25 protein-coding genes and 1 pseudogene are annotated in these 26,285 nt (G+C 68.6%); 11 read left to right on the top strand and 15 right to left on the bottom strand.

What is annotated here, in order from left to right; genetic code table 11:
* Positions 1-54: 54 nt before the first annotated feature.
* Complete coding sequence (gene pstB, locus IE262_RS24955) at positions 55-831, top strand: phosphate ABC transporter ATP-binding protein PstB (protein ID WP_134033068.1); 777 nt, start codon at positions 55-57, stop codon at positions 829-831.
* Between the two features lie 428 nt (positions 832-1,259).
* Here pstB and IE262_RS24950 read toward each other — a convergent pair whose 3' ends face one another.
* Positions 1,260-2,258: an inorganic phosphate transporter gene (locus IE262_RS24950; RefSeq protein ID WP_134033071.1), complete on the bottom strand. Its 999-nt coding sequence runs from the start codon at positions 2,256-2,258 to the stop codon at positions 1,260-1,262.
* 7 nt (positions 2,259-2,265) lie between these two features.
* A complete protein-coding gene (locus tag IE262_RS24945; protein ID WP_134033074.1) occupies positions 2,266-2,886 on the bottom strand; it encodes a DUF47 domain-containing protein in 621 nt (206 codons plus the stop codon).
* 233 nt (positions 2,887-3,119) lie between these two features.
* Here IE262_RS24945 and IE262_RS24940 point away from each other — a divergent pair, with 233 nt between their 5' ends.
* Positions 3,120-3,497, top strand: a complete 378-nt coding sequence (locus IE262_RS24940; RefSeq protein ID WP_189876596.1) for a metal-sensitive transcriptional regulator — start codon at positions 3,120-3,122, stop codon at positions 3,495-3,497.
* 45 nt (positions 3,498-3,542) lie between these two features.
* Here IE262_RS24940 and IE262_RS24935 read toward each other — a convergent pair whose 3' ends face one another.
* Both IE262_RS24935 and IE262_RS24930 read right to left on the bottom strand, forming a co-directional pair.
* The gene (locus IE262_RS24935) at positions 3,543-3,722 is read right to left on the bottom strand and encodes a hypothetical protein (RefSeq protein WP_134033079.1); all 180 of its coding nucleotides are present in this window, start codon (positions 3,720-3,722) and stop codon (positions 3,543-3,545) included.
* Between the two features lie 251 nt (positions 3,723-3,973).
* A complete protein-coding gene (locus IE262_RS24930) occupies positions 3,974-4,798 on the bottom strand; it encodes an SCO4651 family lipoprotein (protein ID WP_189876594.1) in 825 nt (274 codons plus the stop codon).
* Between the two features lie 639 nt (positions 4,799-5,437).
* On the opposite strand from IE262_RS24930, the gene IE262_RS24925 reads away from it, so the two are divergent.
* Positions 5,438-6,559, top strand: coding sequence for a serine integrase family protein (locus IE262_RS24925; RefSeq protein WP_189876592.1), 1,122 nt, complete (start codon positions 5,438-5,440; stop codon positions 6,557-6,559).
* 296 nt (positions 6,560-6,855) lie between these two features.
* On the opposite strand, the gene IE262_RS24920 is transcribed toward IE262_RS24925, so the two are convergent.
* On the bottom strand, positions 6,856-7,794 hold the full coding sequence (locus IE262_RS24920; RefSeq protein ID WP_134033089.1) for a hypothetical protein: 939 nt from the start codon (positions 7,792-7,794) through the stop codon (positions 6,856-6,858).
* A 384-nt stretch (positions 7,795-8,178) separates the two neighbouring features.
* Between IE262_RS24920 and IE262_RS24915 the strand changes: the two genes are divergently transcribed.
* The 4 genes and pseudogenes from IE262_RS24915 to IE262_RS39640 all read left to right on the top strand — a co-directional run.
* Positions 8,179-8,322 carry a hypothetical protein gene (locus tag IE262_RS24915; RefSeq protein WP_166681580.1) on the top strand — a complete coding sequence of 48 codons (144 nt, stop codon included), beginning with the start codon at positions 8,179-8,181 and terminating at the stop codon, positions 8,320-8,322.
* A gap of 81 nt (positions 8,323-8,403) precedes the next feature.
* Positions 8,404-9,663 carry a YcaO-like family protein gene (locus tag IE262_RS24910; protein WP_189876591.1) on the top strand — a complete coding sequence of 420 codons (1,260 nt, stop codon included), beginning with the start codon at positions 8,404-8,406 and terminating at the stop codon, positions 9,661-9,663.
* On the top strand, positions 9,660-10,859 hold the full coding sequence (locus IE262_RS24905; protein WP_229877446.1) for a SagB/ThcOx family dehydrogenase: 1,200 nt from the start codon (positions 9,660-9,662) through the stop codon (positions 10,857-10,859). The genes IE262_RS24910 and IE262_RS24905 overlap by 4 nt, the downstream gene beginning before the upstream one ends.
* A 407-nt stretch (positions 10,860-11,266) precedes the next feature.
* Positions 11,267-11,371 (top strand): annotated as a pseudogene (locus IE262_RS39640) (helix-turn-helix domain-containing protein); the annotation flags it as partial.
* A 103-nt stretch (positions 11,372-11,474) separates the two neighbouring features.
* Here IE262_RS39640 and IE262_RS24900 read toward each other — a convergent pair.
* The 7 genes from IE262_RS24900 to mshD all read right to left on the bottom strand — a co-directional run bounded on the left by IE262_RS24900 (position 11,475) and on the right by mshD (position 18,958).
* Complete coding sequence (locus tag IE262_RS24900; protein WP_189876589.1) at positions 11,475-11,924, bottom strand: NUDIX hydrolase; 450 nt, start codon at positions 11,922-11,924, stop codon at positions 11,475-11,477.
* Entirely contained in the window at positions 11,921-13,027 is a 1,107-nt protein-coding gene (locus tag IE262_RS24895; protein ID WP_189876586.1) for a CHAD domain-containing protein, read from the bottom strand. Before IE262_RS24895 ends, IE262_RS24900 begins: the two co-directional genes overlap by 4 nt.
* Entirely contained in the window at positions 13,008-15,371 is a 2,364-nt protein-coding gene (locus tag IE262_RS24890; protein ID WP_189876584.1) for an RNA degradosome polyphosphate kinase, read from the bottom strand. Before IE262_RS24890 ends, IE262_RS24895 begins: the two co-directional genes overlap by 20 nt.
* 170 nt (positions 15,372-15,541) lie before the next feature.
* Positions 15,542-16,552 carry an ABC-2 membrane transporter-related protein gene (locus tag IE262_RS24885; RefSeq protein WP_189876582.1) on the bottom strand — a complete coding sequence of 337 codons (1,011 nt, stop codon included), beginning with the start codon at positions 16,550-16,552 and terminating at the stop codon, positions 15,542-15,544.
* Entirely contained in the window at positions 16,549-17,448 is a 900-nt protein-coding gene (locus tag IE262_RS24880) for an ABC transporter ATP-binding protein (protein WP_189876580.1), read from the bottom strand. Before IE262_RS24880 ends, IE262_RS24885 begins: the two co-directional genes overlap by 4 nt.
* Positions 17,445-17,846, bottom strand: coding sequence for a GntR family transcriptional regulator (locus IE262_RS24875; RefSeq protein WP_189876662.1), 402 nt, complete (start codon positions 17,844-17,846; stop codon positions 17,445-17,447). The genes IE262_RS24880 and IE262_RS24875 overlap by 4 nt, the downstream gene beginning before the upstream one ends.
* 185 nt (positions 17,847-18,031) lie before the next feature.
* Positions 18,032-18,958, bottom strand: coding sequence for a mycothiol synthase (mshD, locus tag IE262_RS24870; RefSeq protein WP_189876578.1), 927 nt, complete (start codon positions 18,956-18,958; stop codon positions 18,032-18,034).
* A gap of 500 nt (positions 18,959-19,458) precedes the next feature.
* On the opposite strand from mshD, the gene IE262_RS24865 reads away from it, so the two are divergent.
* Positions 19,459-21,267, top strand: coding sequence for a bifunctional metallophosphatase/5'-nucleotidase (locus tag IE262_RS24865; protein WP_189876576.1), 1,809 nt, complete (start codon positions 19,459-19,461; stop codon positions 21,265-21,267).
* Positions 21,268-21,362: 95 nt separating this feature from the next.
* On the opposite strand, the gene IE262_RS24860 is transcribed toward IE262_RS24865, so the two are convergent.
* The 3 genes from IE262_RS24860 to IE262_RS24850 all read right to left on the bottom strand — a co-directional run bounded on the left by IE262_RS24860 (position 21,363) and on the right by IE262_RS24850 (position 24,724).
* Positions 21,363-23,417, bottom strand: a complete 2,055-nt coding sequence (locus IE262_RS24860; protein ID WP_189876575.1) for a pectinesterase family protein — start codon at positions 23,415-23,417, stop codon at positions 21,363-21,365.
* A gap of 102 nt (positions 23,418-23,519) precedes the next feature.
* Positions 23,520-24,395 (bottom strand): PhzF family phenazine biosynthesis isomerase, encoded by an 876-nt coding sequence (locus IE262_RS24855; RefSeq protein WP_189876573.1) that lies wholly within the window; start codon positions 24,393-24,395, stop codon positions 23,520-23,522.
* Positions 24,396-24,424: 29 nt separating this feature from the next.
* On the bottom strand, positions 24,425-24,724 hold the full coding sequence (locus IE262_RS24850; protein WP_189876660.1) for a hypothetical protein: 300 nt from the start codon (positions 24,722-24,724) through the stop codon (positions 24,425-24,427).
* 289 nt (positions 24,725-25,013) lie between these two features.
* Between IE262_RS24850 and IE262_RS24845 the strand changes: the two genes are divergently transcribed.
* The 3 genes from IE262_RS24845 to IE262_RS24835 are packed head-to-tail and all read left to right on the top strand — an operon-like array spanning position 25,014 to position 26,279.
* A complete protein-coding gene (locus IE262_RS24845; protein WP_189876658.1) occupies positions 25,014-25,847 on the top strand; it encodes a helix-turn-helix domain-containing protein in 834 nt (277 codons plus the stop codon).
* Positions 25,844-26,065: a DUF397 domain-containing protein gene (locus IE262_RS24840; protein WP_189876571.1), complete on the top strand. Its 222-nt coding sequence runs from the start codon at positions 25,844-25,846 to the stop codon at positions 26,063-26,065. The genes IE262_RS24845 and IE262_RS24840 overlap by 4 nt, the downstream gene beginning before the upstream one ends.
* Before the next feature lie 52 nt (positions 26,066-26,117).
* Positions 26,118-26,279 (top strand): hypothetical protein, encoded by a 162-nt coding sequence (locus IE262_RS24835; RefSeq protein WP_189876569.1) that lies wholly within the window; start codon positions 26,118-26,120, stop codon positions 26,277-26,279.
* The last annotated feature ends 6 nt before the right edge of the window (positions 26,280-26,285 follow it).

Raw genomic sequence — 26,285 nt, 5'->3', positions numbered from 1 at the left:
CCGCGTGGGACCAGGCAGCAACCGAGTCAGCGACTGAAAGAAGCAGTGATTCACATGGCCAAGCGAATCGACGTCAGCGGCCTCACCGCGTACTACAGCACGTTCAAGGCGATCGAGGACATCTCGATGACCGTGGAGCCGCGCTCCGTGACGGCCTTCATCGGCCCGTCCGGCTGCGGCAAGTCCACCTTCCTCCGCACCCTCAACCGCATGCACGAGGTCACTCCGGGCGGTCGGGTCGAGGGCAAGGTCATGCTCGACGACGAGAACCTGTACGGGTCCGGGGTCGACCCGGTGACCGTGCGGCGAGAGGTCGGCATGGTCTTCCAGCGGCCGAACCCCTTCCCCACCATGTCGATCTTCGACAACGTGGCGGCGGGGCTGCGGCTGAACGGCTCGTACAAGAAGTCCGAGCTCAACGACGTCGTGGAGAAGTCGCTCCGGGGTGCGAACCTCTGGGACGAGGTCAAGGACCGTCTGAACCGTCCCGGTTCCGGGCTGTCCGGTGGTCAGCAGCAGCGTCTGTGCATCGCCCGTGCGATCGCGGTCGAGCCGAAGGTGCTGCTGATGGACGAGCCCTGCTCGGCGCTCGACCCCATCTCCACGCTGGCGATCGAGGACCTGATCGGGGAGCTGAAGGAGCACTTCACGATCGTCATCGTGACGCACAACATGCAGCAGGCGGCGCGTGTGTCCGACCGTACGGCGTTCTTCAACCTCGCGGCGGTGGGGCAGCCGGGCAAGCTCATCGAGATCGACGACACGGAGCGGATCTTCTCCAACCCGTCGGTGCAGGCCACGGAGGACTACATCTCCGGTCGCTTCGGCTGAGCCGAGCCTTTCTGCTGCTCCTCCTTTGAGGACTCCTCGCGGTGCTGCATGGCGGTGCCACCGCGAGGGACAAGGGCCCGCCCCTGGCTCCCGGGGGCGGGCCCGTTTGTTTGCTCGCCTGGGGCGTGGGTGCGGGCTCGTATGTTTGCTCGCCTGGGGCGTGGGTGCCTGTGTTTTCTCGCCCCGCCGCCCCTACCCGTCCCATCCCCAGGGGCTCCGCCCCTTCGACCCCACCGGGGCTCCGCCCCGGGCCCCGTTTTCGGGGGCCACCCCCGGACCCCCGCTCCTCAAACGCCGGAGGGGCTGAACGTCAGCCCGTCCGGCGATTGAGGACGAGGCCGTTCAGGCCGACAAGCGGGGGTCTGGGGGCGGCAGCCCCCAGGGGACGGGAACGGGTAGGGGCGGCGGGGGCGAGGAACGCCTGGTGGCTACAAGAACGCCAGCTTCACGATCCAGAAGCTCGTGGCGGCCACCAGCGCGGCGGCCGGCATGGTGATGAACCAGCCGAGGACGATGTTCTTGGCCACACCCCAGCGGACGGCGTTGACCCGCTTCGTGGCGCCGACGCCCATGATGGCCGACGTGATGACATGGGTCGTCGAGATGGGCGCCCTGAAGATGAACGCCGTGGTGAACATGATCGCCGCACCGGTGGTCTCCGCGGCGAACCCCTGCGGCGGATCCAGCTCGATGATCTTCCGGCCCAGCGTGCGCATGATGCGCCAGCCCCCCGCGTACGTGCCGAGCGACAGCATGACCGCGCATATGACCTTCACCCAGACCGGGATCGGATCGCCGTAGTCCTCGACATCCGCGATGACCAGGGCCATCACCACGATGCCCATCGTCTTCTGGGCGTCCTGGAGGCCGTGTCCCAGAGCCATGCCCGCCGCCGAGACGGTCTGGGCTATGCGGAAGCCCCGCTTCGCTTTGTGCGGGTTCGCGCGGCGGAATATCCACATGATCAGGCACATGACCAGATAGCCGGCCAGCAGGCCCACCAGCGGTGACACGAACATCGGGATGACGATCTTGTCGAGGACGCCGGTCCAGTACACCGTCGTGCCGCCGGCCAGCGCCGCGCCCACCATGCCGCCGAACAGAGCGTGTGACGACGAGGACGGCAGCCCGTAGTACCAGGTGATCAGGTTCCAGGCGATCGCGCCGACCAGGGCCGCGAAGAGGATGCCCATCCCCTTGGAGCCCTCGGGGGTCTGGATCAGGCCCTCACTGACCGTTTTCGCCACCCCGCTGCCGAGAAAGGCACCTGCCAGGTTCATGACCGCGGCCATCGCCAGCGCCGCCTTCGGCGTCAGCGCCCGCGTCGACACGGACGTCGCGATCGCGTTCGCCGAGTCGTGGAAACCGTTGGTGTACGTGAAGAAGAGCGCGACCCCTATGGTCACGACCAGAGCGAAGGTGTCCATGAAGGGCTCAGGACTCCTTGACGGCGATGGTCTCCACCGTGTTCGCCACGTGCTCGAAGGCGTCCGCCGCCTCCTCCAGCACATCCACGATCTGCTTGAGCTTGAGGACCTCGATCGCGTCGTACTTGCCGTTGAAGAGGTGCGCGAGAAGCTTTCGGTGGATCTGGTCCGCCTGGTTCTCCAGACGGTTCACCTCGATCCAGTACTCGGTGAGGTTGTCCATGGTGCGCAGGTTCGGCATGGCCTCGGCCGTCAGCTCGGCCGCCCGCGCCAGGACCTCGATCTGCTGCTCGACGCCTCTGGGCAGTTCCTCGACGTTGTAGAGGACGACCAGGTCGACGGCCTCCTCCATGAAGTCCATGATGTCGTCGAGGGACGATGCGAGGGAGTAGATGTCCTCGCGGTCGAACGGCGTGATGAACGAGGAGTTCAACTGGTGGAATATCGCGTGCGTGGCGTCGTCACCTGCGTGTTCCGCGGCCCGCATACGCTCCGAGATCTCAGCCCGGCCGGCGGTGTCCGCCCCGAGCAATTCCATGAGGAGCTTCGAGCCCGTGACGATGTTGTCCGCGGATGCGGCGAACATGTCGTAGAAGCTCGTCTCCCTGGGGGTCAGACGAAAACGCACGTGGGGTCCTCGGGGTGCTTCGGTTTCGGTCAGGGTGATGCTAGGTGCAACATTCGGCCACGGCTATCGCGCCGTCCCCCAGTCTCGCCCATCGGTCAGAATGCTCGGCACGGGGGCGGTACGGGGAGGTCAGGACTGCCGCAAGGGCGGCGGCCAAGGGACCCCTACCCAGCAAAGTTCGTTACCATATACCTACCTGGGGTATACGCCTCAGACGTCTGTGGGAGGACGCGATGACGACCACCGAGGCCGGCGCGACTGCGCCCTCCGGGAACACCGAGAACACCGAGAGCGCCGTGGGTGCCGTCGTGACGGATCACGACCGTGGCGTGCACGGGTACCACAAGCAGAAGGACGAGCACCTCAAGCGTCTGCGCCGCATCGAGGGCCAGATCAGGGGCCTGCAGCGCATGGTCGACGAGGACGTCTACTGCATCGACGTCCTCACCCAGGTCTCCGCCTCCACCAAGGCCCTGCAGTCCTTCGCCCTCCAGCTCCTGGAGGAGCACCTGCGCCACTGTGTCGCGGACGCCGCGCTCAAGGGCGGGGGAGAGATCGACGCGAAGGTCGAGGAGGCCACGAAGGCCATCGGGCGGATGCTGCGGACGTGACGATGCCCACAGGTGGTCGGGGGGAAGGGTGGCCGACGGTGCCGCTCAGCGGCCCGCTGCCGCCTCGCGCTCCTCGGCCACTTTCAGTACCTCGTCGATGCGGACCAGACTGAGCCGTTCCTCGTGGGCGGCCGAGGCCGCGATGATCAGTTCGCCGCACAGCTCGATCTCGGCGAGGGCCACGTGGTCCTGAACCGTCGTACCGCCTGCCGGAGCCACGTGCATCACCTCTTCTCTGCCGTCACCGACTTCCTAGAGTAGGGAGCGCCGTCCACACCGCGCATGGCACCAACGGGCTATTCCTGGCCGCCGCCCGGCGCGGCCCGCGTCACGCGGACTCCCGTCGACGAGGGTACCGACCTGGCGTCGCGCCAGTCGGTTTTCGGCTCAATTCAGGCTCAGTTCCGAGGTTCGGTTGTCAGGCTCAGTTCCGAGGTTCGGTTCTCAGGCTGAGTTCTCGGGTTCGGTTCTCGGGTTCAGTTCTCGGCGAGCTTTCCCGCGTAGATGTCCTCCGCGTCCGGCAGGCGTACGGTGACGGGGACCCCGAAGCCGTACAGCAGGGTCGTCGACGCGACGGCGACCGTGTCCTTCTGCTGTCCGTTGACGAAGCTGAAGCGGTGGCGGATCTTCCGGATGCGGCCCTGGTTGTCGAGATAGGCCTCGAACGGGACTTCGGCGGTGGCGAACCCCTTCGCGGCCGCCCGCAACGGAGCCCGGTTGGCCGCGGAGGCCCGCCGCGCGGCCGCCTCCAGGTCGGCGGTTCCCCGGTAGTGCCGCACCGGGATGCCCGCCACCTTCGCCTCCCCGACGTAGGTCGCGCTACGCGTCCCGCGCAGCACCTCCGCCGCGGCGAAGGGGTCGGTGGCGCCGCCGGTCACCAGGTTCCCGTCGGAGAGGGTGCCCGTGTCGACACGGACCCATTTGTCGGCCGGCACTCCCGCGCCGCGGTTCTTCATGAACAGGGCGCCCGGAGCGAGGAGTTCGGTGATCGGCCGGTGCTCGCTGGTCCCGGCCGGGTCCGGCGGGAGCTGCACCTGGAGCCGGCCGAGCCGCTCGGCGTAGTCGTAGACGCCCTCGCCGCGGATCGTGACGCGGGTGCCGCCCGTGGCCATCTCCATCGAGGTCAGCGCCTTGGAGGAGCCTGCGCGCACCAGGGCGCCGGCGGCCCGGTGGAGTACCTCGACGGGGTCGGCGGCGGCCGCGTCCCCGGAGTGACCACCGTTCGCGCAGCCGGTGCCGCAGACCATGAGCCCCGCCGCGGCGACCGCCGCGAACCGCTGTCCGTGCTGCCACACCACCATCGCCTGCCAACCCCCAGCCGCCGGTCCGTCCCGGTCCCTTTCTGTTGTCGGCTTAACGACCAGTAGGGGCTGCCGTCACGCGCCTTGGCGCCCCGCTGCGGAGCAGTGGGCGGAACCGGCACTTGCCTTGGGTAACGTTGTCGGCGTGGCGCAGCAGGACGAGATCCCCCCACCCCAGGAACACCGCACGACGACCGTCGACCAGGGCCGCTTCTGTGTGGCCAGGTGCACATGCGGGTGGAGAGGGCCGGCACGCAGGGCGCGGAGCCTGGCGAGGTCGGACGCCGAGGGGCATATGGGGGTCCTGCCTCTTTAGGGTCCATTTGAGACTCTTTGGGGTTTCCTGGGTGAGATCAGCCACGGGCCACCCGCAGCTGGCAAACGGCGCGAGACCCTCCACGCGTGGCGCAAGAGTGCCAGCAACTCGTCGACCAGGTACTGGTCAACGCACCTGAGTCAACCGCTCCACGGGCGGCACCCGGCGCGAGCCAACTCACCCGATCCACCTCATGGTTGGGCGCGAAGTGCCATTCGCCCGCCTCGGCCATCCAGTAACGCACCTGCTTACGCCGCCCGTTCACCAGATCGTGCGCCGTCGGCAACCGTGGCCCCAGCCCGCACCGGAACCTGGTCACCTCCTTGACCTCGCGCACCGCCCGCCTGCGGATCCTCGCCGCGCTTCAACTTGCCCTCGGGAAAAGACGATTCGTCGTAGCATCAGTAACTACGGTGGAACTGGCATGCGTTGCATTTCTGCAGATGGTGCGAGACCTGGCACACAGTGAGGAAGAGGAGACCGGCATCCCGTTGAAGGGGTGCATCGCCGTCGAGCGAGAGCGCGTGTACCGGCTACCCCGTGACTTCATCGCCCTGCAAGATGCGTTAGTCATGAACGGGACCGGCACCTTCATCGAAGACAAGACGAAGATCAACCTTGTTGACGATGACGACACGATCACCGCTGGTCTGGTCGCCTCTGGTCGCGATGAGGCGGAAGTCCGCAAGATCCGCAAGCGCACCGTACGGAACGCCAAGGACCGGGCGGAGGAAGGCGGGGTTCCTGGTGGCCCCCGCCGATTCGGCTGGCTCGGAGGCGACAAGCGAACGGGTCGACTCAACAACGAGAAGAAGAACGCTGCTGAGTGGCCCTACCTGATCACTATGGTCAAGATGCGGGCACAGGGGCGCTCTTGGGGCTCCATCACGCGATGGGTTGCCAGTCAGAAAGACTCCGAGGGAAGCCCCGTCAAGTCTGCCCGGGGAGGCCGCTGGAGCGAGCAGGCAGTGAAGATCATCATCACTAACCCGGCATGGTGGGGTGGGCGAATCCTTGATGGGGAACTCGTCAAGGACGACGAGGGAAATCATAAGATCGGTGCATGGGATCACTCGGATCCTCGCCCTGAAGAAGAGGGCGGTCACGGCATCGGCTATGAGACCTGGAAACAGATCATGGCCGGAGTGAAGTCAAGTGCACTCCATCGGGGCATGAAGAAATCCCCTGCCGTCGAAGCGACTGGCGCGGAGGTTTTACGCGTCGGAAAGTACCTTTTTTCAGGAACCCTCCGATGCGGTCGCATTAATCTGGCTGGAGAGCTGTGCTATTCCAAGATCGTAGGCAATGCCGCATCCGGGAAGAACGCCAAGTATGGCGATTACTACCGATGCAACGACCCCAACTGTAAGGGCGTGGGCCGTCGAGTGGCAGCCGTGGACGAGTACCTTGAAGAGCTTGTTCTCTCCTACCTGGACAAGCTCTAATTCGCAGGATCAAGACCAAGAATTGCAGACAGAGTCCGACGCTGCCCAGTACTCCAGTTGCAGCTCGCTACACTCAGAAGCAGGCTCCTGACCAGCAGCAATAGCGAACTGCAACTGGAGTACTAGCCGTGCTCTCCACGGCCGATGCTCCGCCGCTTCCACTACGCTCGTTTCCTCCGCCATACCGGATACCTTCGTTCTGTGCCGGCCCGGTCGGCCTGGAGGGGATCCCCCTGACCTATAGAGAACGGCAGGCACACCCCCAGGGAACGGGCATCGAATCGCGAACTGCCATCTCAGTTCTGCACTGCGGAAGGTTCGGGTGCGGCTCGTTGAGGGCCTTCCGGACGGAGCTGGGGGGCTTGGCTTTCGGTTGCCCGTGCCTGCTTTTTCAGCTTGCGGTGTGCGTATCTGCGCAGCAGGCAGGCGGGCAGGAGGGGAAGGAACCATGTGCTGCCGGGCAGGAAAAACGCGGGAAGTGCCGCGAGAAGCGTGCGTCGCGGTGACCGGTCCAGTTCGTGGTGAATGTCGGCCACGATGCGCTGGTGGAGGTGGTCCAGACAGGTGCGGGCCTGCTGCGTTCCGTGGCTCCAGACGTACAGTCGTAGCAGGTTGAACGCGTCGTCGTCGACATCATCAGTGTAGGTGTGCAGGTCCTGCGCGATCTCGAACCGGGCGCATACGTGCCGTGCCAGGCGGAAGAACGCCTCATCGCAGGGACGGTCAATTGCCCGGTGCCAGGCGCGCAGCAGCATGCGGAAGTGGGAGGACCGGCGGTAGCACAGGTCGTGAATGGTGGCGTCGTCCACCGGGGCCCGCCGGAGCATGACGTGTGTCTCGCGGTCGAAGTAATCGCGCAGTTCGTTCAGTTCGGAAAGAACCGCCTCGTCCGCCAGGTCCGCGGAGTGAAGGATCTGCTCGATGGCCTGATACCAGGTGGCGTCGGTTGGGTGACGGCCCTGCTGCTGGTTGTTCTCCGTCTCGAGGTCCCCGCGGTAGACGAGGGCTTCGATGTAGTGCAGGACCGGGTCGGTATACATCAACGCTTCCAGGGACGCGCCCGATCGTCGCATGATCGCATAGCAGATGCGAGACGCAGCAACGGCCTTGATTGTGTGTTTGTAGGTGACGGTTGCTGTGTGCGGGTCGACTTGGTCGGCGGCGGACCTAACGGCCAGGTGGCGGTAGAAACTCGCGGTGCGGGAGGCGGCCCGCTGGGATGGAGTCGATTTCATGAGAGGGCAGGTCCTTCTTACGCAGCGTGCATCGGCGGCTCAGCAGGCACTGTCACTTCGGGCCCGGCGTAAGAATCTGCCCTGACCACCCCGCACCCACACGCTCTGCGAGGTGTATCACTCTCCTGTGGTTGGGGTCGTATTCGTTTCTGCGCCTATGTGTACGAACCCTTTCCGCTGCCGTGTGCGACCCGAGGGGTTCGTCGTCACCTCTAGGCGTGACGAGTGAGAACTCATGCCGCGAAGAGAAGCAGGTCATCCTTATGAGCTAATTTTTAGAAATCCCTTGCAGTGAAGGAGAGTATTGGGAAGTTTAATCGAGGTGACAGGAGGTCGCGGTACTGGACCGCGTATCTCTATTCGGTATATTCATGGGAGGAAAAAATGGGCAACGGAACCTACAGTGGTGGCCAGTATGACCACTCGCGGTCGCTCACCAAGGACGAACAGGAGCTGACCGGCGATGAGCTGCAGCAACTGGCCGAGGCCGGCCTGTCGGTGACGGCGGATGAGGCTGACGCGAACTGATCGCGCGGAACGTGGGCGTGAGCGGACCTGCTCGCGCCCACAAGCCATGTCAGGGGACAGCGGGAAGCTTAAGGAGCACAGATGACAACGCAGACGTCCTCAGAAGCCGCGGGCGGCTCGTGGACGGAGCGAGGGATCGGCCCGGCCGAGGGGCGTGGCCGTGCCCGTAAGGTGCTCAGTGCCCTGGGCCTTCATGAGACGCTCACCGAGACGCGGGCGGGCACGCCGCTCAGCGTGTGGAGATGCCAGCTGCGCGACGAAGCCGACCAGCCGGTCCCGTATGGGAGGGGCTTGGGGAAGGGCAGCAGAGAGGAAGCAGAAACCGGCGCCCTGTTTGAAGCCCTGGAGCACTATCTGACCGGCCCGGACACCTTCGATGCCCAGCAGGTGCAATGGTGTTCCGGGGCCGAACTCCTCGCCGGCCCCCTTGGCGACGATGTCTGTGCACCGCTGCTGCGCGCGGCCGACCGGGTGGCGTGCCAGCCGTACCTGCCTGTGGACGGCGGGGCCGCACCGCCTCTCGCACTGCCGGTGATCATGTCGACCAGCTGGTACTACGACACCGAAGACCTGCGGCAGGCCACCGGCGACGCGACCGACTACCGCCAGCTCGCCCGCTACGGCAGCAACAGCGGTTCCGCCATCGGCAGCACCCTCACCGACGCGTTGCTGCACGCGCTCAATGAGTGCATTGAACGCGACGCCCTGTCCCTGCTCCTGGCCCGCGCCTGGCCCGGTGCGGGTGCCTACCGGCCGCGGCTGGTCGACGTGACCACGCTGCCGCCGACGCTCGCGGCAGGACACCGGCAGGCTGAGACGCTCCGAGGCGCCCCCGTCCACCTTGTGGATGTGAGTACCGATCTCGGCGTGCCCTCCTACGTGGCATGTACCAGCGGGCCGGGCTCCTTCGAACTGCGGTTCGGCGCCGGCACGTCTCTGTCACCGCACTACGCCGCGTGGCGCGCACTGGGCGAGCTCGTACAAAGCTCGGTCACCCCATCCCAGCCTTCCGCTATCCCCCTGGACGGACTGGCCCCGTACCCCGCCCTGCGCGCCTGCGCGACGTTCGACCTCGCCCCCCACCTCGACCACGCGGACCTCACCGTGTGGACGAACCGCGAACCGCCCCACGTCTGTCCCGGCGAGCAACTCACGCAGTTGACCGCCCGCCTGGCCGCCCGCGGTCACCGCGCCTACTACCGCGTCACCGCCACCGCCCCCGAAGGCATCACGGCAGCGCACGTGTTCGTCCCCGGGCTGGAACGCTTCATGACCGTCACCAGCAGCGTCGTCACCATCCCTGGCATCCGAGCCCGCACTCAGATCACCGCAGGCACGTGATCGAGTTGGCCCTCAGCACGACCAGCACACCCCACGCACCAACCACCACCGTCTCCGATCACACGCGCCTGCGCCGCGCCCGCTGCCTGGTCTGCTACTGGGACGACCAGCGTAATGCTCTGATCGGCCACCCCTACCCCGACGGCACTCCCGTCGCCCTTCCCACCGAGGCCACCGACATCCTCACGGCCTTTGCCGACTGGACCAGCCCTCACGAGGCCACGCGCTCTCTGTCGGGCAATGCCAAACGAACGGCTGACGAAGCCATCCGCTTCCTCGCCGACAACGGGGCACTCCTCGCAGAAGGCAGCGGGCGCGCTCTTCGGGACGCCGACATCCACCGCCACTGGGCTCCCTGGGCCCCCCAGGCCCCGTTCCTGCACTACACCACCGACTTCACGCCCCACTCAGCTCCGGCTGGGTCGGACGCCGCCACCGGATCGGGCGCGGCCAGCCGGCCGGAGCCCTTGTTCGTCACCTACCCCGACGCCGACCGCGTCCTGCTGCCGCGGTACCCGGCAGATCTGGGGGCGCGGTTCGGCCAGGTACTCCACGAACGGCGGACCCACTACGCCTTCTCTCCCGATCCCCTTCCACTGCCCATGCTGGCGGCCCTGCTGCAGACCGTGTTTGCGCCGGTCGACTTCATCGACGCAGGCCCTCGCGGTGCCCTCTACCGCCGCACCAGCCCCAGCGCCGGCGCCCGGCAGGAACTGGAGGCGTACCTCGCCGCCCCGAATGTCGCCGGGCTCGCACCGGGCTGGTACCACTACAACGCGCTTGAGCACACCCTGGAACTCATCGCGGAAGGTTGCAGGCCCGATGAGGTGGCCGCGTTGTGCGCCGACCAATCACATGCCGGGCAAGCGGCATTCCTCGTCGTGCTGGTCGCCGTCACCGCTCGCCAACTCGATCACCATCCCAGCGCACGCTCTTACCGCGTCTGCCTGCTGAACGCAGGCCACCTCGGTCAGACCTTCGTGCTGACCGCAACCGCACTGGGCCTTGGCTCCTTCCAGATCTCCGCCTGCTCTGACGGGGCTTTGGCGGACCGCTTTGGGCTCGATGGTGTCACCCGGCTGCCGTTGCACGTCGTCGGAGCGGGCCTGCCAGGCCAGCCGTCCGAACCAGTCAGTCCACCGGCAGGACTTGACTCCTTCCGGCGGGCGGTACTGCTCAATCGCCACTCTCAGTGAGTGGCCCACCGATCTGGACTGGGGCGCGAGACAAGCGGCCGGATGGCGAAGTGATCGCGCGGTGGGCCACAGGGATATAGGCGATCCTGAGGGGCGTTCTGTGGAGCGGCCAGACGCTCGTGGAACCGAAACTGGCCATGGCTCCAGCAGCGAAAGGGCGTAATGCGTTCGGAGCGGTCATCGGAGGGCCTTTCTCGGAGATCTTGAAGCGTTCTCCCGGAGGCTCAGCGATGACCGCTGCCTCATGCCCCCGCGCCACCCGCGTGCCCGCTCAAACCACCCCGAACGGCGACGACCTCAACAACCCGCCGTACACCGCATCCATGGACGTGACCCAACCCTCCCGGTGGGGCCGGCTCCGAACCGCCGGACAGGCATTAGTCGCCCCGGTGCTCGTCCTCGCTGCGCTGACGCTGGAAGAAGCCGAAGAGATCGGCCGTCGCACACGGCGCGCATGGCCCTGCCTCTGCATGACCCAAGCCGACCTCGCTGCCGCCCTCGGCAAGACGCAGAGGCGCCCGTTCAACCTGTTCGCCTCGGAGCTGCTCTGCTGCCACCTAATCGGCAACGCTGACCATTGCCCGGACTTCTGCCGCCTGGTCCTGCTCCGGCATGTCAATTCCCCCTGTGCTGATCGAGGCCGATGGCCACGAGCGCCGGAGAGATCAGCTCCCTGTCTCGCTCATAGGTCAGGCATTCGCGAGCCTCGTCCGGCGACAGCCAAACGAGGTCGCTCACTTCGTTGTCGGGAGTGAAGATTCCGCCGGTCGACTCTGCGGCCCAGTACTTGACTTCCTTCTCTCGGCGCGTGTGGTCGACGTAGCGGAGAGTCGGCAGGTCTGGTCCGAGTCGGCAGGTGTGGCCGGTCTCTTCCTGCACTTCGCGCAGGGCAGCCGCGCGGGCCGTCTCGCCCTTCTTGAGCTTCCCTTTGGGCCAGGACCAGTCAGACCACTTCGGCCTGAAGACCAAGGCCAGCTCGACGCCGCCGGAGGCGGCGCGGCGCCACAGGACGCAGCCCGCCGCGAGGATCGTGTCGCCTCGGCCCGTGCTGTCGGTGTCCGTCAACGGGTGCTCACCGTTTCCCTCTGCCAGGCCTGCTGGAAGCCGAACCGGGCCGCCTCCACCTCGTGCCGCTGGTCGGCGTGCAGGACCCCGAGGGCGTACGCGGTCGCGGGGGCGATGCGCGGGGTGCGGGCCGCGGCCGCCGCCGCGGCGGCCGCCTCGGACGCGTCCCGGTGCCGGTTGAGGGCCTCTCCGGCCGTGAGGAGGCGTACGTCGACGGGGGCGTCCGTCCCGTGCAGCACCTCGCGGGCGTAGCGGTGCAGGCGCAGCAGCAGACGGACCTGGTGCCAGGGTGCGTCCTGGGGGTGGGGGGCCGGGTCGGGGGAGAGGCCGTGGATCAGGGCCTCGGCGTTGTACGGATGGCCCGCTGTGATCAGGGGCAGACCGGAGACCGCGTCGCACAGCCGCTCGTGCGCGGCCGACGCGAGCGGGCGCAGGTCGGCCGTGGCCGCCGCCGGGGCCAGCGGGACCTCGCTGGCGAGCACGGCCACGCTGTCGGCGACCGCGTGGAAGCGGGAGGAACCGAGGGCCTGGAGGGCGGCGGAGTGGGCGCGGGTCCGGGCCAGGGTGAGCTGGCGCTCCAGCAGGGCGCCCGCCTTGGCGGCGCCGACGGTCAGGTTGCCCTTCGCGGCGTCCCCCGCGGACGACGCGGCTCCCGTGGACTGCCCGGCGAAGGAGGACGCCCCCGACAGCCGGTTCAGGGCCGTCACCAGGCGGTCCAGGCGGGCCGCGTACGCGTGTTCGCGGCCCAGGGTGCCGGACAGCCAGGCGAGCTCGGGGCGCATGCTCTCGGTCCAGTCGGCGTCGAGCAGGGGGCGGTATGTGTGCAGGGTGCCGCTGATGCGGCGGGCCGAGCGGCGCAGGGCGAGCGCCGCGTCGGCGGACTCCTCGGAACCGTTCTCCCCCGCTCTCGGCCTCTCTCCCACTCTCGGCTTCGTTCGTGCGGCGGGACCCCCACGAGAGGGGGGACCCCCGTCGCCCGTCTCCCTTCCGGCGCGCAGCGCACGGAGGAACTCCGTGGCCTGGGCCCGCAGATAGGCCGCCAGGGCATCCGCTGTGACAGGCCCGGCCATGGGGTCCGAGGGGTCAAGGTGTTGCGTTGCCACGCCGGCGCCTCCGGGCGTCTATGAGCATCTCCTGGACGTTGCGCAGGGGCTGGCCCTCGCCGTCCATCGCGTGCCGGGTCCACTCGCCGTCCGGGCCGAGGTGCCAGGAGGCCGTGGAATCGGACATGCCGGTCTCCAGCAGCCGGTTGAGGGACGCCCGGTGGGCCGGGTCGGTGACCCGCACCAGGGCCTCGATACGGCGGTCGAGATTGCGGTGCATCATGTCGGCGCTGCCGATCCACACCTCGGGCTCGCCGCCGTTGGCGAAGGCGAAGACCCGGGAGTGCTCCAGGAAGCGGCCGAGCACGGAGCGCACCCGTATGTTCTCGGACAGTTCCGGTACGCCCGGCCGGACGGCGCAGATGCCCCGCACCCACACGTCCACCGGCACACCCGCCTGCGAGGCGCGGTACAGGGCGTCGACGACCGCCTCGTCCACCATCGAGTTGACCTTGATCCGGACGTACGCGGGCCGGCCCGCACGGTGGTGCTGGATTTCCTTGTTGATCCGGGAGAGCAGGCCGTCGCGCAGTGACTTGGGCGCGACGAGGAGCCGCCGGTAGGTCTCGCGGCGGGAGTAGCCGGACAGCCGGTTGAACAGGTCCGAGAGGTCCGCGCCGACCTGCGGATCGGCCGTCAGCAGGCCCAGGTCCTCGTACAGGCGGGCCGTCTTGGGGTGGTAGTTGCCGGTGCCGACGTGGGAGTAGCGGACGAGGGTGTCGCCCTCCTGGCGGACCACGAGGGACAGCTTGCAGTGGGTCTTCAGGCCGACGAGGCCGTAGACCACGTGGCAGCCGGCCTCCTCCAGCTTGCGGGCCCACTTGATGTTGGCCTGCTCGTCGAAGCGGGCCTTGATCTCGACCAGGACGAGGACCTGCTTGCCGGACTCGGCGGCGTCGATCAGCGCGTCGACGATCGGGGAGTCACCGGAGGTCCGGTACAGGGTCTGCTTGATCGCGAGGACGTCCGGGTCGCCCGCCGCCTGCTCCAGGAACGCCTGGACGGAGGTGGAGAACGAGTCGTACGGGTGGTGCAGCAGCACGTCCCGCTCGCGCAGGGCGGCGAAGATGTCGGGTGCCGACGCCGACTCGACCTCGGCGAGGTCCCGGTGGACGCCCGCGATGAACTTCGGGTACTTCAGCTCGGGCCGGTCGAGCTTGGCGATGCCGAAGAGGCCGGTGAGGTCCAGGGGGCCCGGCAGCGGGTAGACCTCGGCCTCGGTGATCTTCAGCTCGCGGATCAGCAGGTTGAGGACGTACTGGTCGATGGACTCCTCGACCTCCAGGCGCACCGGCGGTCCGAAGCGGCGCCGCATGAGCTCCTTCTCCAGGGCCTGGAGCAGGTTCTCGGTGTCGTCCTCCTCGACCTCCAGGTCCTCGTTCCGGGTGATCCGGAAGGTGTGGTGCTCCAGCACCTCCATGCCCGGGAACAGCATCTCCAGGTGCGCGGCGATGACGTCCTCGATGGGGACGTACCGGTTCGGCGACGCCTCCATGAAGCGGGACAGCAGCGGCGGGACCTTGACCCGGGCGAAGTGCCGGTGGCCGGAGACCGGGTTGCGTACGACGACCGCGAGGTTGAGCGAGAGGCCCGAGATGTACGGGAAGGGGTGTGCCGGGTCGACGGCCAGCGGGGTCAGGACCGGGAAGATCTGGTTCTTGAAGAGGGTGAAGAAGCGGGACTGCTCCGCGCCGGTCAGCTCGTTCCAGCGGACCAGGTGGATGCCCTCCTCCGCGAGCGCGGGGGCCACGTCCTCCTGGTAGCAGGCCGCGTGCCGGGCCATGAGCTCGCGCGAACGGGCCCAGATCATCTCCAGCACCTCACGGGGCTGGAGGCCGGAGGCGGAGCGGGTGGCCACGCCCGTGGCGATGCGGCGCTTCAGGCCGGCCACCCGGACCATGAAGAACTCGTCCAGGTTGCTGGCGAAGATCGCGAGGAAGTTCGCCCGTTCGAGGAGGGGCGTGGCGGGGTCCTCGGCGAGTTCGAGGACGCGCTCGTTGAACGCGAGCCAGCTGCGCTCCCGGTCGAGGAACCGGCCCTGGGGCAGCGCCTCGCCGTCCAGCGACTCCTCGTAGGCGTCGAGGTCGGCATCGATGTCGGGTTCCAGGTCGGAGACCACGGCAGCCACCGTGTGCGGGCGGTGCGCGGCGAGGGAGCCCACGGAGGGCTGCGCGTGCTGGACCGGGACCTCGGCGTTCTGCTGGCTCATAAACCCATTCTTCCGCGCCGCGAGGAAAACGGGCGCGTCGGACGAGGCGGGCGGGAGCGCGGCGGTGTATCGGCCGCCCCCCGCGCTCTCCCCGTTCTCCGGGGGCGGCGAGGGCTCGGGCACGGCGGGGTTCATTGATCGAGCGTCGCAAGGCCGGTTGAATCGCCGGTTAAGGAGACATGACGTGCGGGATAGCGGGGAGAGGCTCGCGGGGGTGGCCGGGGGCGCACGGGGAGCGCGCTGGGCCGGCCGGCGCCCCGTGGCACGCCCTTCGGGTCACCGTCGGCCTCGCGTGCCGAGCGCGGTCATGCGGCGGTGCGGTGGTGCAGCAGCCGGAAGGAGGCCAGGACCGCGAGGGCGGTGAGGGCGAGGACGATGCCGGTCTCCGTGAGCTGGAGGGGCCAGAAGTGGGACGGGGGGTGGTGGTCGACGTAGAAGCCGACGATGTGGTGCTGCGTGAGACAGCCGGGGTCCTCGCCACCGCAGGGGTTGGGAACGTGGGAGCCGATGGGGGTGATGCCTCCGTCGTCGACCGGCATGCCGCTGAAGACCGGGTAGTCCTCCGTGGTGGTCAGGGTGACCGACGGCCACAGGTACGGGCGCAGCGCGCCGAGCAGGAAGTGGACGGCCAGCAGGCAGACCAGGCTGATGCCGAGCGCGGGCAGGGAGCGGCGGACGAGCAGGCCGACGAGCACACCGACCGCCAGACCCAGCAGGGCGTAGGCGACGGCCACGGGGCCGTTGCTCCGGAACGGCAGGTCGTCGTACCACTGCCAGTCCAGCCACCGCAGCAGCTCCCTGTTCGACGGCCACACCAGCCGGTGCAGCAGCACGAGCAGGGCGGTGCCGGAGGCGATCAGGGCAGCCGGGACGGCGAGCTTGGCCGTCAGCCAGCGCGCCGGGGAGACCGACTGGGTCCAGGCGACTTCCGCGGTACCGGTCTCCAGTTCCCGGGCGATCAGCGCGGCCCCCGCCCAGACGGCGACGAGGAACGGCACGACCGTGATGATCATGGCGCCCAGGTAGGTCGCCGCATCGAGCGCCAGGAAGGCCTCGCCCGTGTAGTCGCAGCTCAGGTCCTCCTCGCCCGAGAAGGCGCAGCGCATCGTCCGGTACTCGCTCCAGGCTCCGTCCGTCCCCGGTCCGTACGCCCACAGCAGCGTCCCTCCGGCCACGGCGACCAACAGCACCCAGAACAACAGTGCCGCGCGGTGCAGGCTCAGCAGGGTCCAGACGAGGCCGCGTGGCCTGAGGGCACGTCGGAGGGCGGGTTCCTCGGCGGGTGCCTCGCCGGGGGTGGGGGTCACGGCCGTCATGCGGCGGCCTCCTCGGCCTCGTCCTCACGGGTGAGCGTGAGTACCGGGGCATCGGGGGAGCGCAGGTGGGCGAGGACGAGTTCCTCCAGGGTGGGCTCGGTGGTCTGCCACGACTCGTCGAGCGGGCCGTTCGGCCGTATGAGCGCGGTGTGTTGGCGGCCGGTGGTACGGGACTCGACGACGGTGTGCGGGTCGAGGTCGCCGTCCCTGCCGGTGACCAGGACGTGCGCGGCGAGGAGGTCGTCCAGCGGACCCTCAAGGCGGACGCGGCCGTCGCCGATGAGGAGCACGTGGTCGCAGGCGTCCTCCAGTTCGGCGATGACGTGCGAGGACATCACGACCGTCGTGCCGTTCTCGGCGGCGTCCGCCATCAGCGCGCCCATCAACTGGTGCCGGGCCAGCGGGTCGAGGTCGGCCATGGGCTCGTCCAGGAGCAGCAGTTCGGGCCGCTTGCCGAGCGCGAGGGCGAGAGCGACGCGGGTGCGCTGGCCGCCGGAGAGGGAGCCGACCCGGGCGTGCGGGTCGAGGTCGCCCTCCGCCACGATCCGCTCGGCGACGGCCCCGTCCCAGCGCCCCGGGTTGAGCTCGTGGCCCAGGCGCAGCGTCTCGGTGATGCTGAGCTGGGGGTACAGGGGCTTGTCCTGGGCGATGTACGCCAGGCGCGCGCGGGCCGCCCCCGGTGTCGTACCGAGCACCGTCACCGTGCCCTCGGTGGGCCTGAGCAGTCCGGCCGCGTGGGCGAGGAGGGTCGACTTGCCCGCGCCGTTGGGCCCGACGACCGCGCAGACGCTCCCCGCGGGCAGCCGGAACGTGCAGTCGCGCAACGCCCAGTCCCCGTCCCCGCGCCGCCCGAATCTCCTGCCCAGGGCGGCCGCCTCCATGGCGGTGCCGGTCATACCTCGTCCCCCTCGCGGTGGTCGTCCCTGAAGTGCTCGTCGAGTACGGCGGTGAAGAGCGCCGCCACGTCCTCCCGCTCAAGTCCCGCCTCGCGGGCCCGGTCCGCCCACGCGTCCAGCTCCGCCCGTAGCGGGGAGTCGGCCGGGGTGGTACCCAGTGACTTCCGTACGAACGTGCCGAGGCCGCGGCGTGCCTCGACCAGGCCCTCGCGCTCCAGTTCGCGGTAGGCCTTCAGGACCGTGTTCGGGTTGATGGCCGTGGCCTCGACGACCTCTCGGGCCGTGGGCAGGCGATCACCGGGTTCCAGCAGGCCCAGGCGGAGGGCCTGTTTGGTCTGCTGGACGATCTGGACGTAGGTCGCGACACCGCTGCGCCGGTCGATGCGGTACTCGACCACTCGAACAATCACCCTTTCACTAATTGAGTAGTGAAAGGGTGATGCAAGAGAAGGGGCGGCGTCAAGTGACCGCCCCTTCGGGAGCCGGGGGTCCGCTTCGGGAGCCGGGAGCCGGGAGCCGGGAGCCGGGAGCCGGGAGCCGGGAGTCGGGAGTCGGGAGCCGGGAGCCGGGTCGGGGGCCCCGGTCAGGTTTCCGTGCGGTACATGAGGTCCACCTCGTGGGTGGTGAAGCCGAGCCGTTCGTAGACGTTCACCGCGGCCTTGTTGTCGGCGTCGACGTACAGCATGGCCGTGGGCAGGCCGCGGCCGGCCAGGTGGCGCAGGCCGATGGTGGTGAGGGCCTTGCCGAGGCCGCCGCCCTGGGCGCCGGGGCGGACCCCGAGGACGTACACCTCGCCGAGGCGCTCCGCCTCGTGGACCTTCGTCCAGTGGAAGCCGATCAGTTCGCCGCCGCGCTCGGCCAGGAAGAAGCCCGACGGGTCGAACCAGGGCTCCGCCTTGCGGTCGTCGAGGTCGCGCTGGGTCAGGGAGCCCTGCTCCGGGTGGTGCGCGAACGCCTGGGCGTTCACCGCGAGCCACGCGGCGTCGTCCTTGCCGGGCACGAAGGTGCGGACGGTGATGCCTTCGGGGAGCACCGGCTCGGGCGGGTCGAAGTCGGTCAACGAGCGGCGCATCTGGCGCAGTTCGCGGAACAGGGTGAGGCCGAGGACCTGCGAGAGGTGCCGGGCGGCGGAGTGCCCGCCGTGCGCCCACACGCGCAGCCGCTTGCCGGACTCGGCGAGCAGAGCGGTGCCGAGGGCGCGGCCGTGGCCGTGGCCGCGGTGCGCCGGGTGGACGACCAGTTCCGCGGCCGGGGCCTCCACCGGGTCGGTGTCCTCCAGCTGGGCGTATCCGACGAGGGTGCCGTCGAGGGTGAGCAGCAGGTGCCGGACACCCGCGCGTTCTCCCCCGCGCAGTTGGAGGCGGCCCTGCTCGGACACCGCCTGCTGCCCGTCGGTCCGGGCGGCCTCCGCGAGCAGGGTGAGCACGGCCTCGGTCTGGTCGGGGGTGAGCGAGGGGCGGCTTTCGATGCTTCGGGGTCCGCCGGTGGGGGCGGTGTCGTGGCTGGTCATGCGTACGAGGTTAGCTCCGCTGGGGTGATCTTGGGGTCGGTCGGGAGGGGGGTGGCGGGGTGATCGGGGGGCTCGGTCGGGTGGGGGTGGTTGGGGTGGTGTCGAGGGTGCGGGTTCGTTGTGGCTTGTCGCGCAGTTCCCCGCGCCCCTATGTCGGTGGTGGCGGTTGGTTGGGTGGTGCGGGTTGTTTGTGCTTGTCGCGCGCCCGCGCGGCGGAGCCGCATATCGGTACAGCCCCCGCGCCCCTATGTCGGGGGTCGTGGTTGGTTTCGATGGTGCGGGTTGTTTGTGGCTTGTTTTCGTGCCTCACGCGGTGGCGTCGCACATCGGTATGGGCCCGTGCCCGCTGGTTCGCGCGCCCGACGGGCGCCGGTTTCGTCCCCTTCGTGGGGAACCGCCCCTGATGGCAACCACTCCGTAACCTGAATCCCCCTGTCGCGCTACGCGCGTTGACCTTACGCTTCGGGAGCCTGTTTCTCATCCGACCCTCAGAGGCACATATGTCAGCCACACACCATGCGCGACGCCGCAGACCTCGTACGAATCGAATCCTCGCCGTGGCCGCCGGCTTGGCCACCGTAGGTACTCTCGCCGCCGTGCTCCCGGCCGCGGCCGGCGCCGCGACCACGTCCGAGCAGGGGAAGGCGAAGCCGGGCCGCTACCAGGACGTGCAGCTGCTGTCGTTCAACGACCTGCACGGGAACCTGGAGCCGCCGGCGGGTTCTTCCGGCCGCGTGACCGAGAAGCAGGCGGACGGTACGACCAAGACCATCGACGCCGGTGGTGCCGAGTACCTGGCCACGCACCTGCGCAAGGCGCGCGAGGGGCAGAAGTACTCCATCACCGCGGCTGCCGGTGACATGGTCGGAGCCTCCCCGCTGCTGTCCGGCCTCTTCCACGACGAGCCCACCATCGAGGCGCTGAACAAGCTGGACCTCGATGTGACGGGCGTCGGCAACCACGAGTTCGACGAGGGCGCCAAGGAACTGGCCCGGCTTCAGAACGGCGGTTGTCACCCGACGGCCGGCTGCTACACGGACAAGAGCTTCGAGGGCGCGGACTTCCCGTACCTCGCCGCCAACGTGCTCGACGAGAAGTCCGGCAAGCCGATCCTCAAGCCGTACACCGTCTGGAAGAAGGACGGCGTCAAGGTCGGCTTCATCGGTGTGACGCTGGAGGACACGCCCGGCATCGTCTCGGCCGAAGGCGTCAAGGGCCTCAAGTTCAAGGACGAGGTCGAGACGATCAACAAGTACGCCAAGGAGCTGGAGCGCCAGGGCGTCAAGTCGATCGTCGCGCTCGTCCACGAGGGCGGGCTCCCCGCCTCGACGGACTACAACTACAACTGCGACTCGCCCGGCGCCGGTGACGGCATCTCCGGCCCGATCGTCGACATCGCCAAGAACGTCACGCCGAAGGTCGACGCCCTGGTCACCGGCCACACGCACCAGGCCTACGCGTGCACCGTCAACGACCCGGCGGGCAACCCCCGCATGGTCACCTCGGCCTCGTCCTTCGGCCGTCTCTACACCGACACCACGCTGACGTACGACCGCCAGACCGGCGACATCGCCCGTACGGCCGTGAAGTCCGCGAACCACGTGGTCACCCGGGACGTCCCCAAGGCGACCGACATGACCCAGCTGATCAGCAAGTGGAACACTCTCGCCGCCCCGATCGGCAACCGCGCCATCGGCTACATCTCCGGTGACATCGGCAACACCGGCACCGAGTCCCCGCTGGGCGACCTGATCGCCGACGCGCAGTTCGCGTACGGCAAGGAACTCGACCCCGAGACCGACCTGGCGCTGATGAACCCGGGCGGTATCCGCGCCCCGCTCACGTACGCGGCCAAGGGTTCCGAGGGCGACGGTGTGGTGACGTACGCGGAGGGCTTCACGGTCCAGCCGTTCGCCAACACCGTCAATCTGCAGGACTTCACGGGCGCCCAGCTCATCCAGGTGCTCAAGGAGCAGGTGAGCGGTTCCAACGCCGGCGCGCCGAAGGTGCTCCAGGTCTCGTCCGGGCTGACCTACACGCTGGACCTGACGAAGTCGGGCGCCGACCGTGTGGTCACCGACTCGATCAAGCTGAACGGTGCGGCCATCGACCCGGCCGCCACCTACCGTGTCGCGACGAACAGCTTCCTCGCGGGCGGTGGCGACGGCTTCACCACGCTGGGCCAGGGCACGAACGACCTGGTGGGCGAGGACGACCTCGTCGCGCTGGAGAAGTACCTGCTGGCCAACTCGTCGGCCGCCAACCCGATCGCGCCTCCGAAGGCGGATCGGATCACGGTCGTGAGCTGACCATCGATGGTGAGCTGACCTCATCGATCACGCGGCAGCCCCGCACCCCGTCACGGGGTGCGGGGCTGCCGCGCGTGTGGCTTGGCTCTGGGGGCTCAGCTCGCCGTCGGCGTCCAGTCGCCCAGCCAGTCACCGACCTCCTGGTCCGCCGCCTGGGCGTCGGAGAGGTGCGGCCGGTCGCCGCTCGCGGAGCCGGAGCCGGGGCCGGTGTTCTTGTACTCGGCGAACCGGTCGTCCCGCCACGAGAAACCGCCCATGTCGGTCCAGGGGGCCGACCTGACCGCGGAGCTCAGTGTGGACTCGCGGACGGTGGTCTGCGGGTCGAGGGAGGCGTCGCCGCCCGCGTGCCAGGGGCGGCCCAGGTAGAAGGTCCCCGCGGACACGTCGCCGTTCACGGTCGAGCGGTTGATGAGGATGCCCTTGCGGCCCGCTGCGGTGCTCGGCGCGGTGATGTACCCGGCCGAACTGCCGTCCCACCGCTTCTTGAGCGTGATCACGGACCTGTCGATCACGGCGCTGGCGCGGCCGAAGATGAAGTCGACGTTGCCCGTGACGTAGGAGTTGGTGACGAAGACCCGGCCGAGCCTGTCCTTGGAGGCCGTGTCGAGCAGCAGCGTGTCCTGGTCGCCGTTGACGATGATCCCGTCGAGGAAGACCTTGTCGGCGGCGGTGCGCAGGGCGACGGCCTGATGACCTGACAGGCTCTGGTTCCTGGCCTCGTCGAAGTCGTTGTTGATGGTCAGGTTGCGGGCCTGGAAGTCGTCGGCCTCGACGGCGACGGTCGCGCTGCCGCTGGTGCCGTACGTGCCCCCGCCCGGCTTCGGTGTGCCCGCCGCGTTGTCGTACGTGATCACGGTGTCCTTGCGGCTGGCGCCCGTGCCCTGGATGGTGACGTGCGGCTTGTTGGACGGGACCTTGACGGTCTCGCGGTACGTGCCGGGCTTCACCGCGATGACGACCCGGGAGCCGTTGCCCGCCGGCACGGCGTCGACGGCCTGCTGCACGGTGCTGTACTGGCCGCTGCCGTCCTTGGCGACGGTGAGGGTGGTGGCGGCGGCCGTGCTCATGGTGCCCGTCACACCGATGGCACTGCGCGGCCCGGTTCCCGACCTGAGGAGCGCGGGCACGTCGGCGGCGTTGTCGAGGGTGTAGCTGTAGTACGCCTTCGGGTCGAACGCCGTGCCGCCGCTCTCGTTGCGCCCGCTCGTGCCGGAGAAGACGTTCCCGCGCTGGACGACGGAGGCGGTGCTGTCCTTCTGTACCGGGTTCTTCATTCCCTGGAAGTAACTGTTCTCCAGGACCATCTTCGTGCTCCCACGGGAGTAGTTGCCGTAGGAGGAGTTGATGGAGGTGCCCGCGACGTCTTCCAGGTAGTTGTTGTAGAGGTGCGCCTGGGCGACGTTGTCGGTGGACGGGTTGCGCTGCTCGGTCTCACGGAACCAGTTGTGGTGGATCGTGAGAGCGGAGGTGACGTTCTCGGTCCAGCCGATGCCGAAGGTCTTGTTGTTGTCGCTCAGTTTGTTCCAGGACACCGTCACGTAGGTGGTGTCCTTACGGCTGTCGATGAGCCCGTCAGCCATGCGCCGCAGGTCGTTGTGGTCGATCCACACGTGGTGGGCGCCGTCCATCTGGATGGCGTCGAAGTCGTTGTCCTTGTCGTTCCAGACGCCCTGGTACGAGTCACGGATCGTCAGGTTCCGGATGATCACGTTGTGCACGCCCTGACCGAGGAAGAACCCGCCGCCGACGATCTGCCCGGAGGTCCCCTGACCCACGATCGTCTTGTCCGAGGCGACCTTGATCTCTTTCCCGACCGGGTTCATGGTGATGGCCGCCGCCACGACGATGACGTACGGCTCGGTGGCGGTGGCGTACTTCTCCAGGTCGGCGAGCGTCGTGACGGTGACGGTCTTGCCGTCCCGACCGCCGTACGTTCCGTTCTGCCCGAGCGCGTTGACGGAGGCGAACCCGTCCGCCACGTCGGCGGCCCACGCGGGGGCGGCTGCGGCTGCGGCTGGTGGGGTCGCCGCGGACACTCCGGGGGCGTTGCCGTACGCCATGACGCCGACGGCGGTCAGGGCCAGCGGGACACTGGCGGCCAGGGGGATTCTCCGCCTGCGGGGGCGGGCCTTGCTGCGTGTCTCACTCACGTGTACTTCCGATCTGAGTCCGGATGTCGTGGGGGGAAGAGCCACGGAGTGGTTGCCGCCGGGGCGGGGGAGGTTGCCGCCCCTGCCGTCATGGCTGGAGCCTCAGCTGATGCGAACTCCCGTGCCGCTGACACGGACGCGCTGGTCACCCGCGCGCAGCGTCACCGTGAGCTCGCCAGGGCGGCCCAGGTCCTCGCCCTGATGCAGGGTGAGGACGGCGTCCTCCGGGACCAGGCCGAGCTCACGGGCGTACGCACCGAACGCGGCGGCCGCAGCGCCGGTTGCCGGGTCCTCGACGACCCCGCCGACGGGGAACGGGTCACGGACATGGAAGACGGTGGCCGACTCCCGCCACACCAACTGCACCGTGGTCAGGTCCAAGCGGTGCATCAGGGCTTCGAGGCGCGCGAAGTCGTACGCGAGATCTGCGAGGCGCGCACGTGTCGCCGCCGCGAGGACGAGATGGCGGGCGCCGGCGAACGCGATGCGGGGCGGGAAAGCCGGGTCGAGATCGGCGGCCGGCCAGGCGAGCGCGGCGAGCGCCTCCGCGAGGTCGGCGTCGGCGATCTCCTCGATGTGCGGCTCGACACTGGTGAGGGTGGCCCGGACCGTCCCGTCCTCCTCGGCCACCTCCACCGGCACGGGTCCGACGCGTGTCGCGAATACCAACTCCCCGGGGCCGATCCGCTCAGCGAGGGCGACGGCGGTCGCTACGGTGGCGTGCCCGCAGAACGGCACCTCGGCCTTGGGGCTGAAGTAACGGATGCTGTACGCCCGCCCCTCCTGGCCGCCGAGGCCCTCCGGGGGCGCGGTCAGGAACGCGGACTCCGAGTACCCGAGGTCGGCGGCGATGGCCAGCATGTCGCTGTCGTCGAGGGCGGTGGCATCCAGAACGACGCCGGCGGGGTTTCCGCCGTCGGGCGCGCTGGAGAAGGCGGTGTATCGCAGTACCTCGGGCCGCGGTGCATTCGTCGTCATGTTCGCGGCAACGCGGGTCGCGCCCGCGGCTATTCCTGGACGCTGATGCGTCCACCCCTGCTGACCGCGATCCGGATCACGTCGCCCAAGGACTCCGTCGCCCTGGTGAGCGCGAACCGCACCGCGCGTTCACCCGCCGTGGCGTCGTCGAGGACGGCTCTGGCGCCCGCGAGAACCTGTTCGCCGGACCGGAGTTGGGCCGCCTCGACGTCATCGGCGAGCCGGGAGAGCCTGCCCGCCTCCGGGTCGGCGCTGAGGTAACAGGGTTTGCCGTCCGGAGTGGTCCAAGGGAGAAGCCGGGGTCGCTCGATCCCGTCCGGCCCCGCCATGACGAGCGGCCACGACCGCGCCTCGTCGGAGGGAGTCACGCGGCGCCCCCCATGCCAGGTCGCCGCGGCCCGCGCGCACGGTGACGTCCCTGTGAGGGCAGGAGAATCCGCACGAGGGCGAGGAGTGCTGACTCGCAGAGTTCGGCGACGCGTAGGCGCATGTCGGCGCACTTTCTGGGTGGGGTGACGAGCGGTGATTACCGTTCGTGCCCAGATCGTCACTGATCCGACGTACGCTGCGGAAGGGGGTCGGCGTTGTCTTCGGCCCCGGGCAACGGTGAGGGGTGAGGTGGGCGAAGTGGTTGACGGGGAACGGGAGTCGGGGCGGGCTGCTCTGGGGCGGACGCTCAAGTTCCTTCGGGAGAAGGCGGGCAAGTCGCTGGGGCAACTGGCCGACGAAGCGGGCTACGACAAGAGCTACCTGTACCGGTTGGAGGCGGGCGAGCGGCTCTCCAAGGTGGTCGTCATGGAGGACCTGGACAGGTACTACGGGTGCGGTGACCTGCTGGTTCGCCTGTGGAGGGATGCGCGCAAGGACGTCATCAAGGACAAGTACAAGGCGTTCATGGAGCTGGAGGCGAAGGCGCGGATCATGTGGATGTTCCAACTGCGCGTCCCCGGCCTGTTGCAGACCGAGGACTATGCCCGCACGGTGTTGTCAGGGTTGTCTGGAGCACAGACAACGGTCGGCAACGGCGATGAGGTCGAGGAACAGGTGGCCGCGCGTATAGGACGGCAGGAGTTGCTCTACCGCCAACCGGCGCCGAGCGTGCGCGTGATCCTGGACGAGGGGGCGCTGCGGCGGCCCGTTCCCAACAGGAAGGTGTGGACGGACCAGTTGTCACGCCTGCTGGATGCGGCGGAACTGCCGTCGCTCGCACTTCAGGTGCTGCCCTACGCGGCTGGCGTGCACGACCTCATGAACAGCGACCTCATCCTGCTGTGGCAGCGAGTTGGGGAGCCCGTTGCCTACGTGGAAGGCAACGGCTTCGGCAAGCTGATCGACGATCCGGACAAGGTGCTGTCCTTCCGCTTGTCCTACGATCTCGTCCGTGACGCGGCCCTGACTCCGGCGGAGTCGACGATGTTCATCAAGCGCCTTCTGGAGGAGTACAGATCATGAACAGAAGCCTCGACCTCAGCACCGCCGTGTGGCACAAGTCGTCCTATAGCGACGGGGGAGCCTCGAACTGCGTCGAGATCGCCGACGGCTACCCCGGCATAGTCCCCGTCCGCGACAGCAAGACCCCTACGGCCCGCCCGCTGGTCTTCTCGGCGTCGTCCTGGTCCGCGTTCATGGAAGGCGTCAAGGGCGAGGTGGGCGTGAACACCCTCGGGTGAAGTCGGCGGGAAACCGGGACGGGGAGGGGTGCGGTCCGGTCACGGTGATCCCATGCGAGAGATCACGAGGGGCTGCACGCTGACCGATGACGAGTTCGATCAAGGTCTGGACGCGCTGACCAACCTGTACACACTGGCCGCTGAGAAGATCCGCGCCCAGGGCCTGCTGTCCCGGTCGGAGCCGACGCGCGGACAATCCGCGCGGGGACGGTGAGCGCGG

It is taken from the genome of Streptomyces bluensis (assembly GCF_014650715.1).
GTDB lineage: Bacteria > Actinomycetota > Actinomycetes > Streptomycetales > Streptomycetaceae > Streptomyces > Streptomyces bluensis.
This window is presented reverse-complemented; position numbering and strand designations above follow the sequence as displayed.

Excerpts from the sequence above, each read along its gene's own strand:
- pstB (WP_134033068.1), top strand. The coding sequence starts at position 55 with ATGGCCAAGCGAATCGACGTCAGCGGCCTCACCGCGTACTACAGCACG.
- IE262_RS24950 (WP_134033071.1), bottom strand. The coding sequence starts at position 2,258 with ATGGACACCTTCGCTCTGGTCGTGACCATAGGGGTCGCGCTCTTCTTC.
- IE262_RS24940 (WP_189876596.1), top strand. The coding sequence starts at position 3,120 with ATGACGACCACCGAGGCCGGCGCGACTGCGCCCTCCGGGAACACCGAG.
- IE262_RS24935 (WP_134033079.1), bottom strand. The coding sequence starts at position 3,722 with ATGCACGTGGCTCCGGCAGGCGGTACGACGGTTCAGGACCACGTGGCC.
- IE262_RS24930 (WP_189876594.1), bottom strand. The coding sequence starts at position 4,798 with ATGGTGGTGTGGCAGCACGGACAGCGGTTCGCGGCGGTCGCCGCGGCG.
- IE262_RS24920 (WP_134033089.1), bottom strand. The coding sequence starts at position 7,794 with ATGAAATCGACTCCATCCCAGCGGGCCGCCTCCCGCACCGCGAGTTTC.
- IE262_RS24915 (WP_166681580.1), top strand. The coding sequence starts at position 8,179 with ATGGGCAACGGAACCTACAGTGGTGGCCAGTATGACCACTCGCGGTCG.
- IE262_RS24910 (WP_189876591.1), top strand. The coding sequence starts at position 8,404 with ATGACAACGCAGACGTCCTCAGAAGCCGCGGGCGGCTCGTGGACGGAG.
- IE262_RS24890 (WP_189876584.1), bottom strand. The coding sequence starts at position 15,371 with ATGAACCCCGCCGTGCCCGAGCCCTCGCCGCCCCCGGAGAACGGGGAG.
- IE262_RS24885 (WP_189876582.1), bottom strand. The coding sequence starts at position 16,552 with ATGACGGCCGTGACCCCCACCCCCGGCGAGGCACCCGCCGAGGAACCC.
- IE262_RS24880 (WP_189876580.1), bottom strand. The coding sequence starts at position 17,448 with ATGACCGGCACCGCCATGGAGGCGGCCGCCCTGGGCAGGAGATTCGGG.
- mshD (WP_189876578.1), bottom strand. The coding sequence starts at position 18,958 with ATGACCAGCCACGACACCGCCCCCACCGGCGGACCCCGAAGCATCGAA.
- IE262_RS24865 (WP_189876576.1), top strand. The coding sequence starts at position 19,459 with ATGTCAGCCACACACCATGCGCGACGCCGCAGACCTCGTACGAATCGA.
- IE262_RS24855 (WP_189876573.1), bottom strand. The coding sequence starts at position 24,395 with ATGACGACGAATGCACCGCGGCCCGAGGTACTGCGATACACCGCCTTC.
- IE262_RS24850 (WP_189876660.1), bottom strand. The coding sequence starts at position 24,724 with ATGGCGGGGCCGGACGGGATCGAGCGACCCCGGCTTCTCCCTTGGACC.
- IE262_RS24840 (WP_189876571.1), top strand. The coding sequence starts at position 25,844 with ATGAACAGAAGCCTCGACCTCAGCACCGCCGTGTGGCACAAGTCGTCC.
- IE262_RS24835 (WP_189876569.1), top strand. The coding sequence starts at position 26,118 with ATGCGAGAGATCACGAGGGGCTGCACGCTGACCGATGACGAGTTCGAT.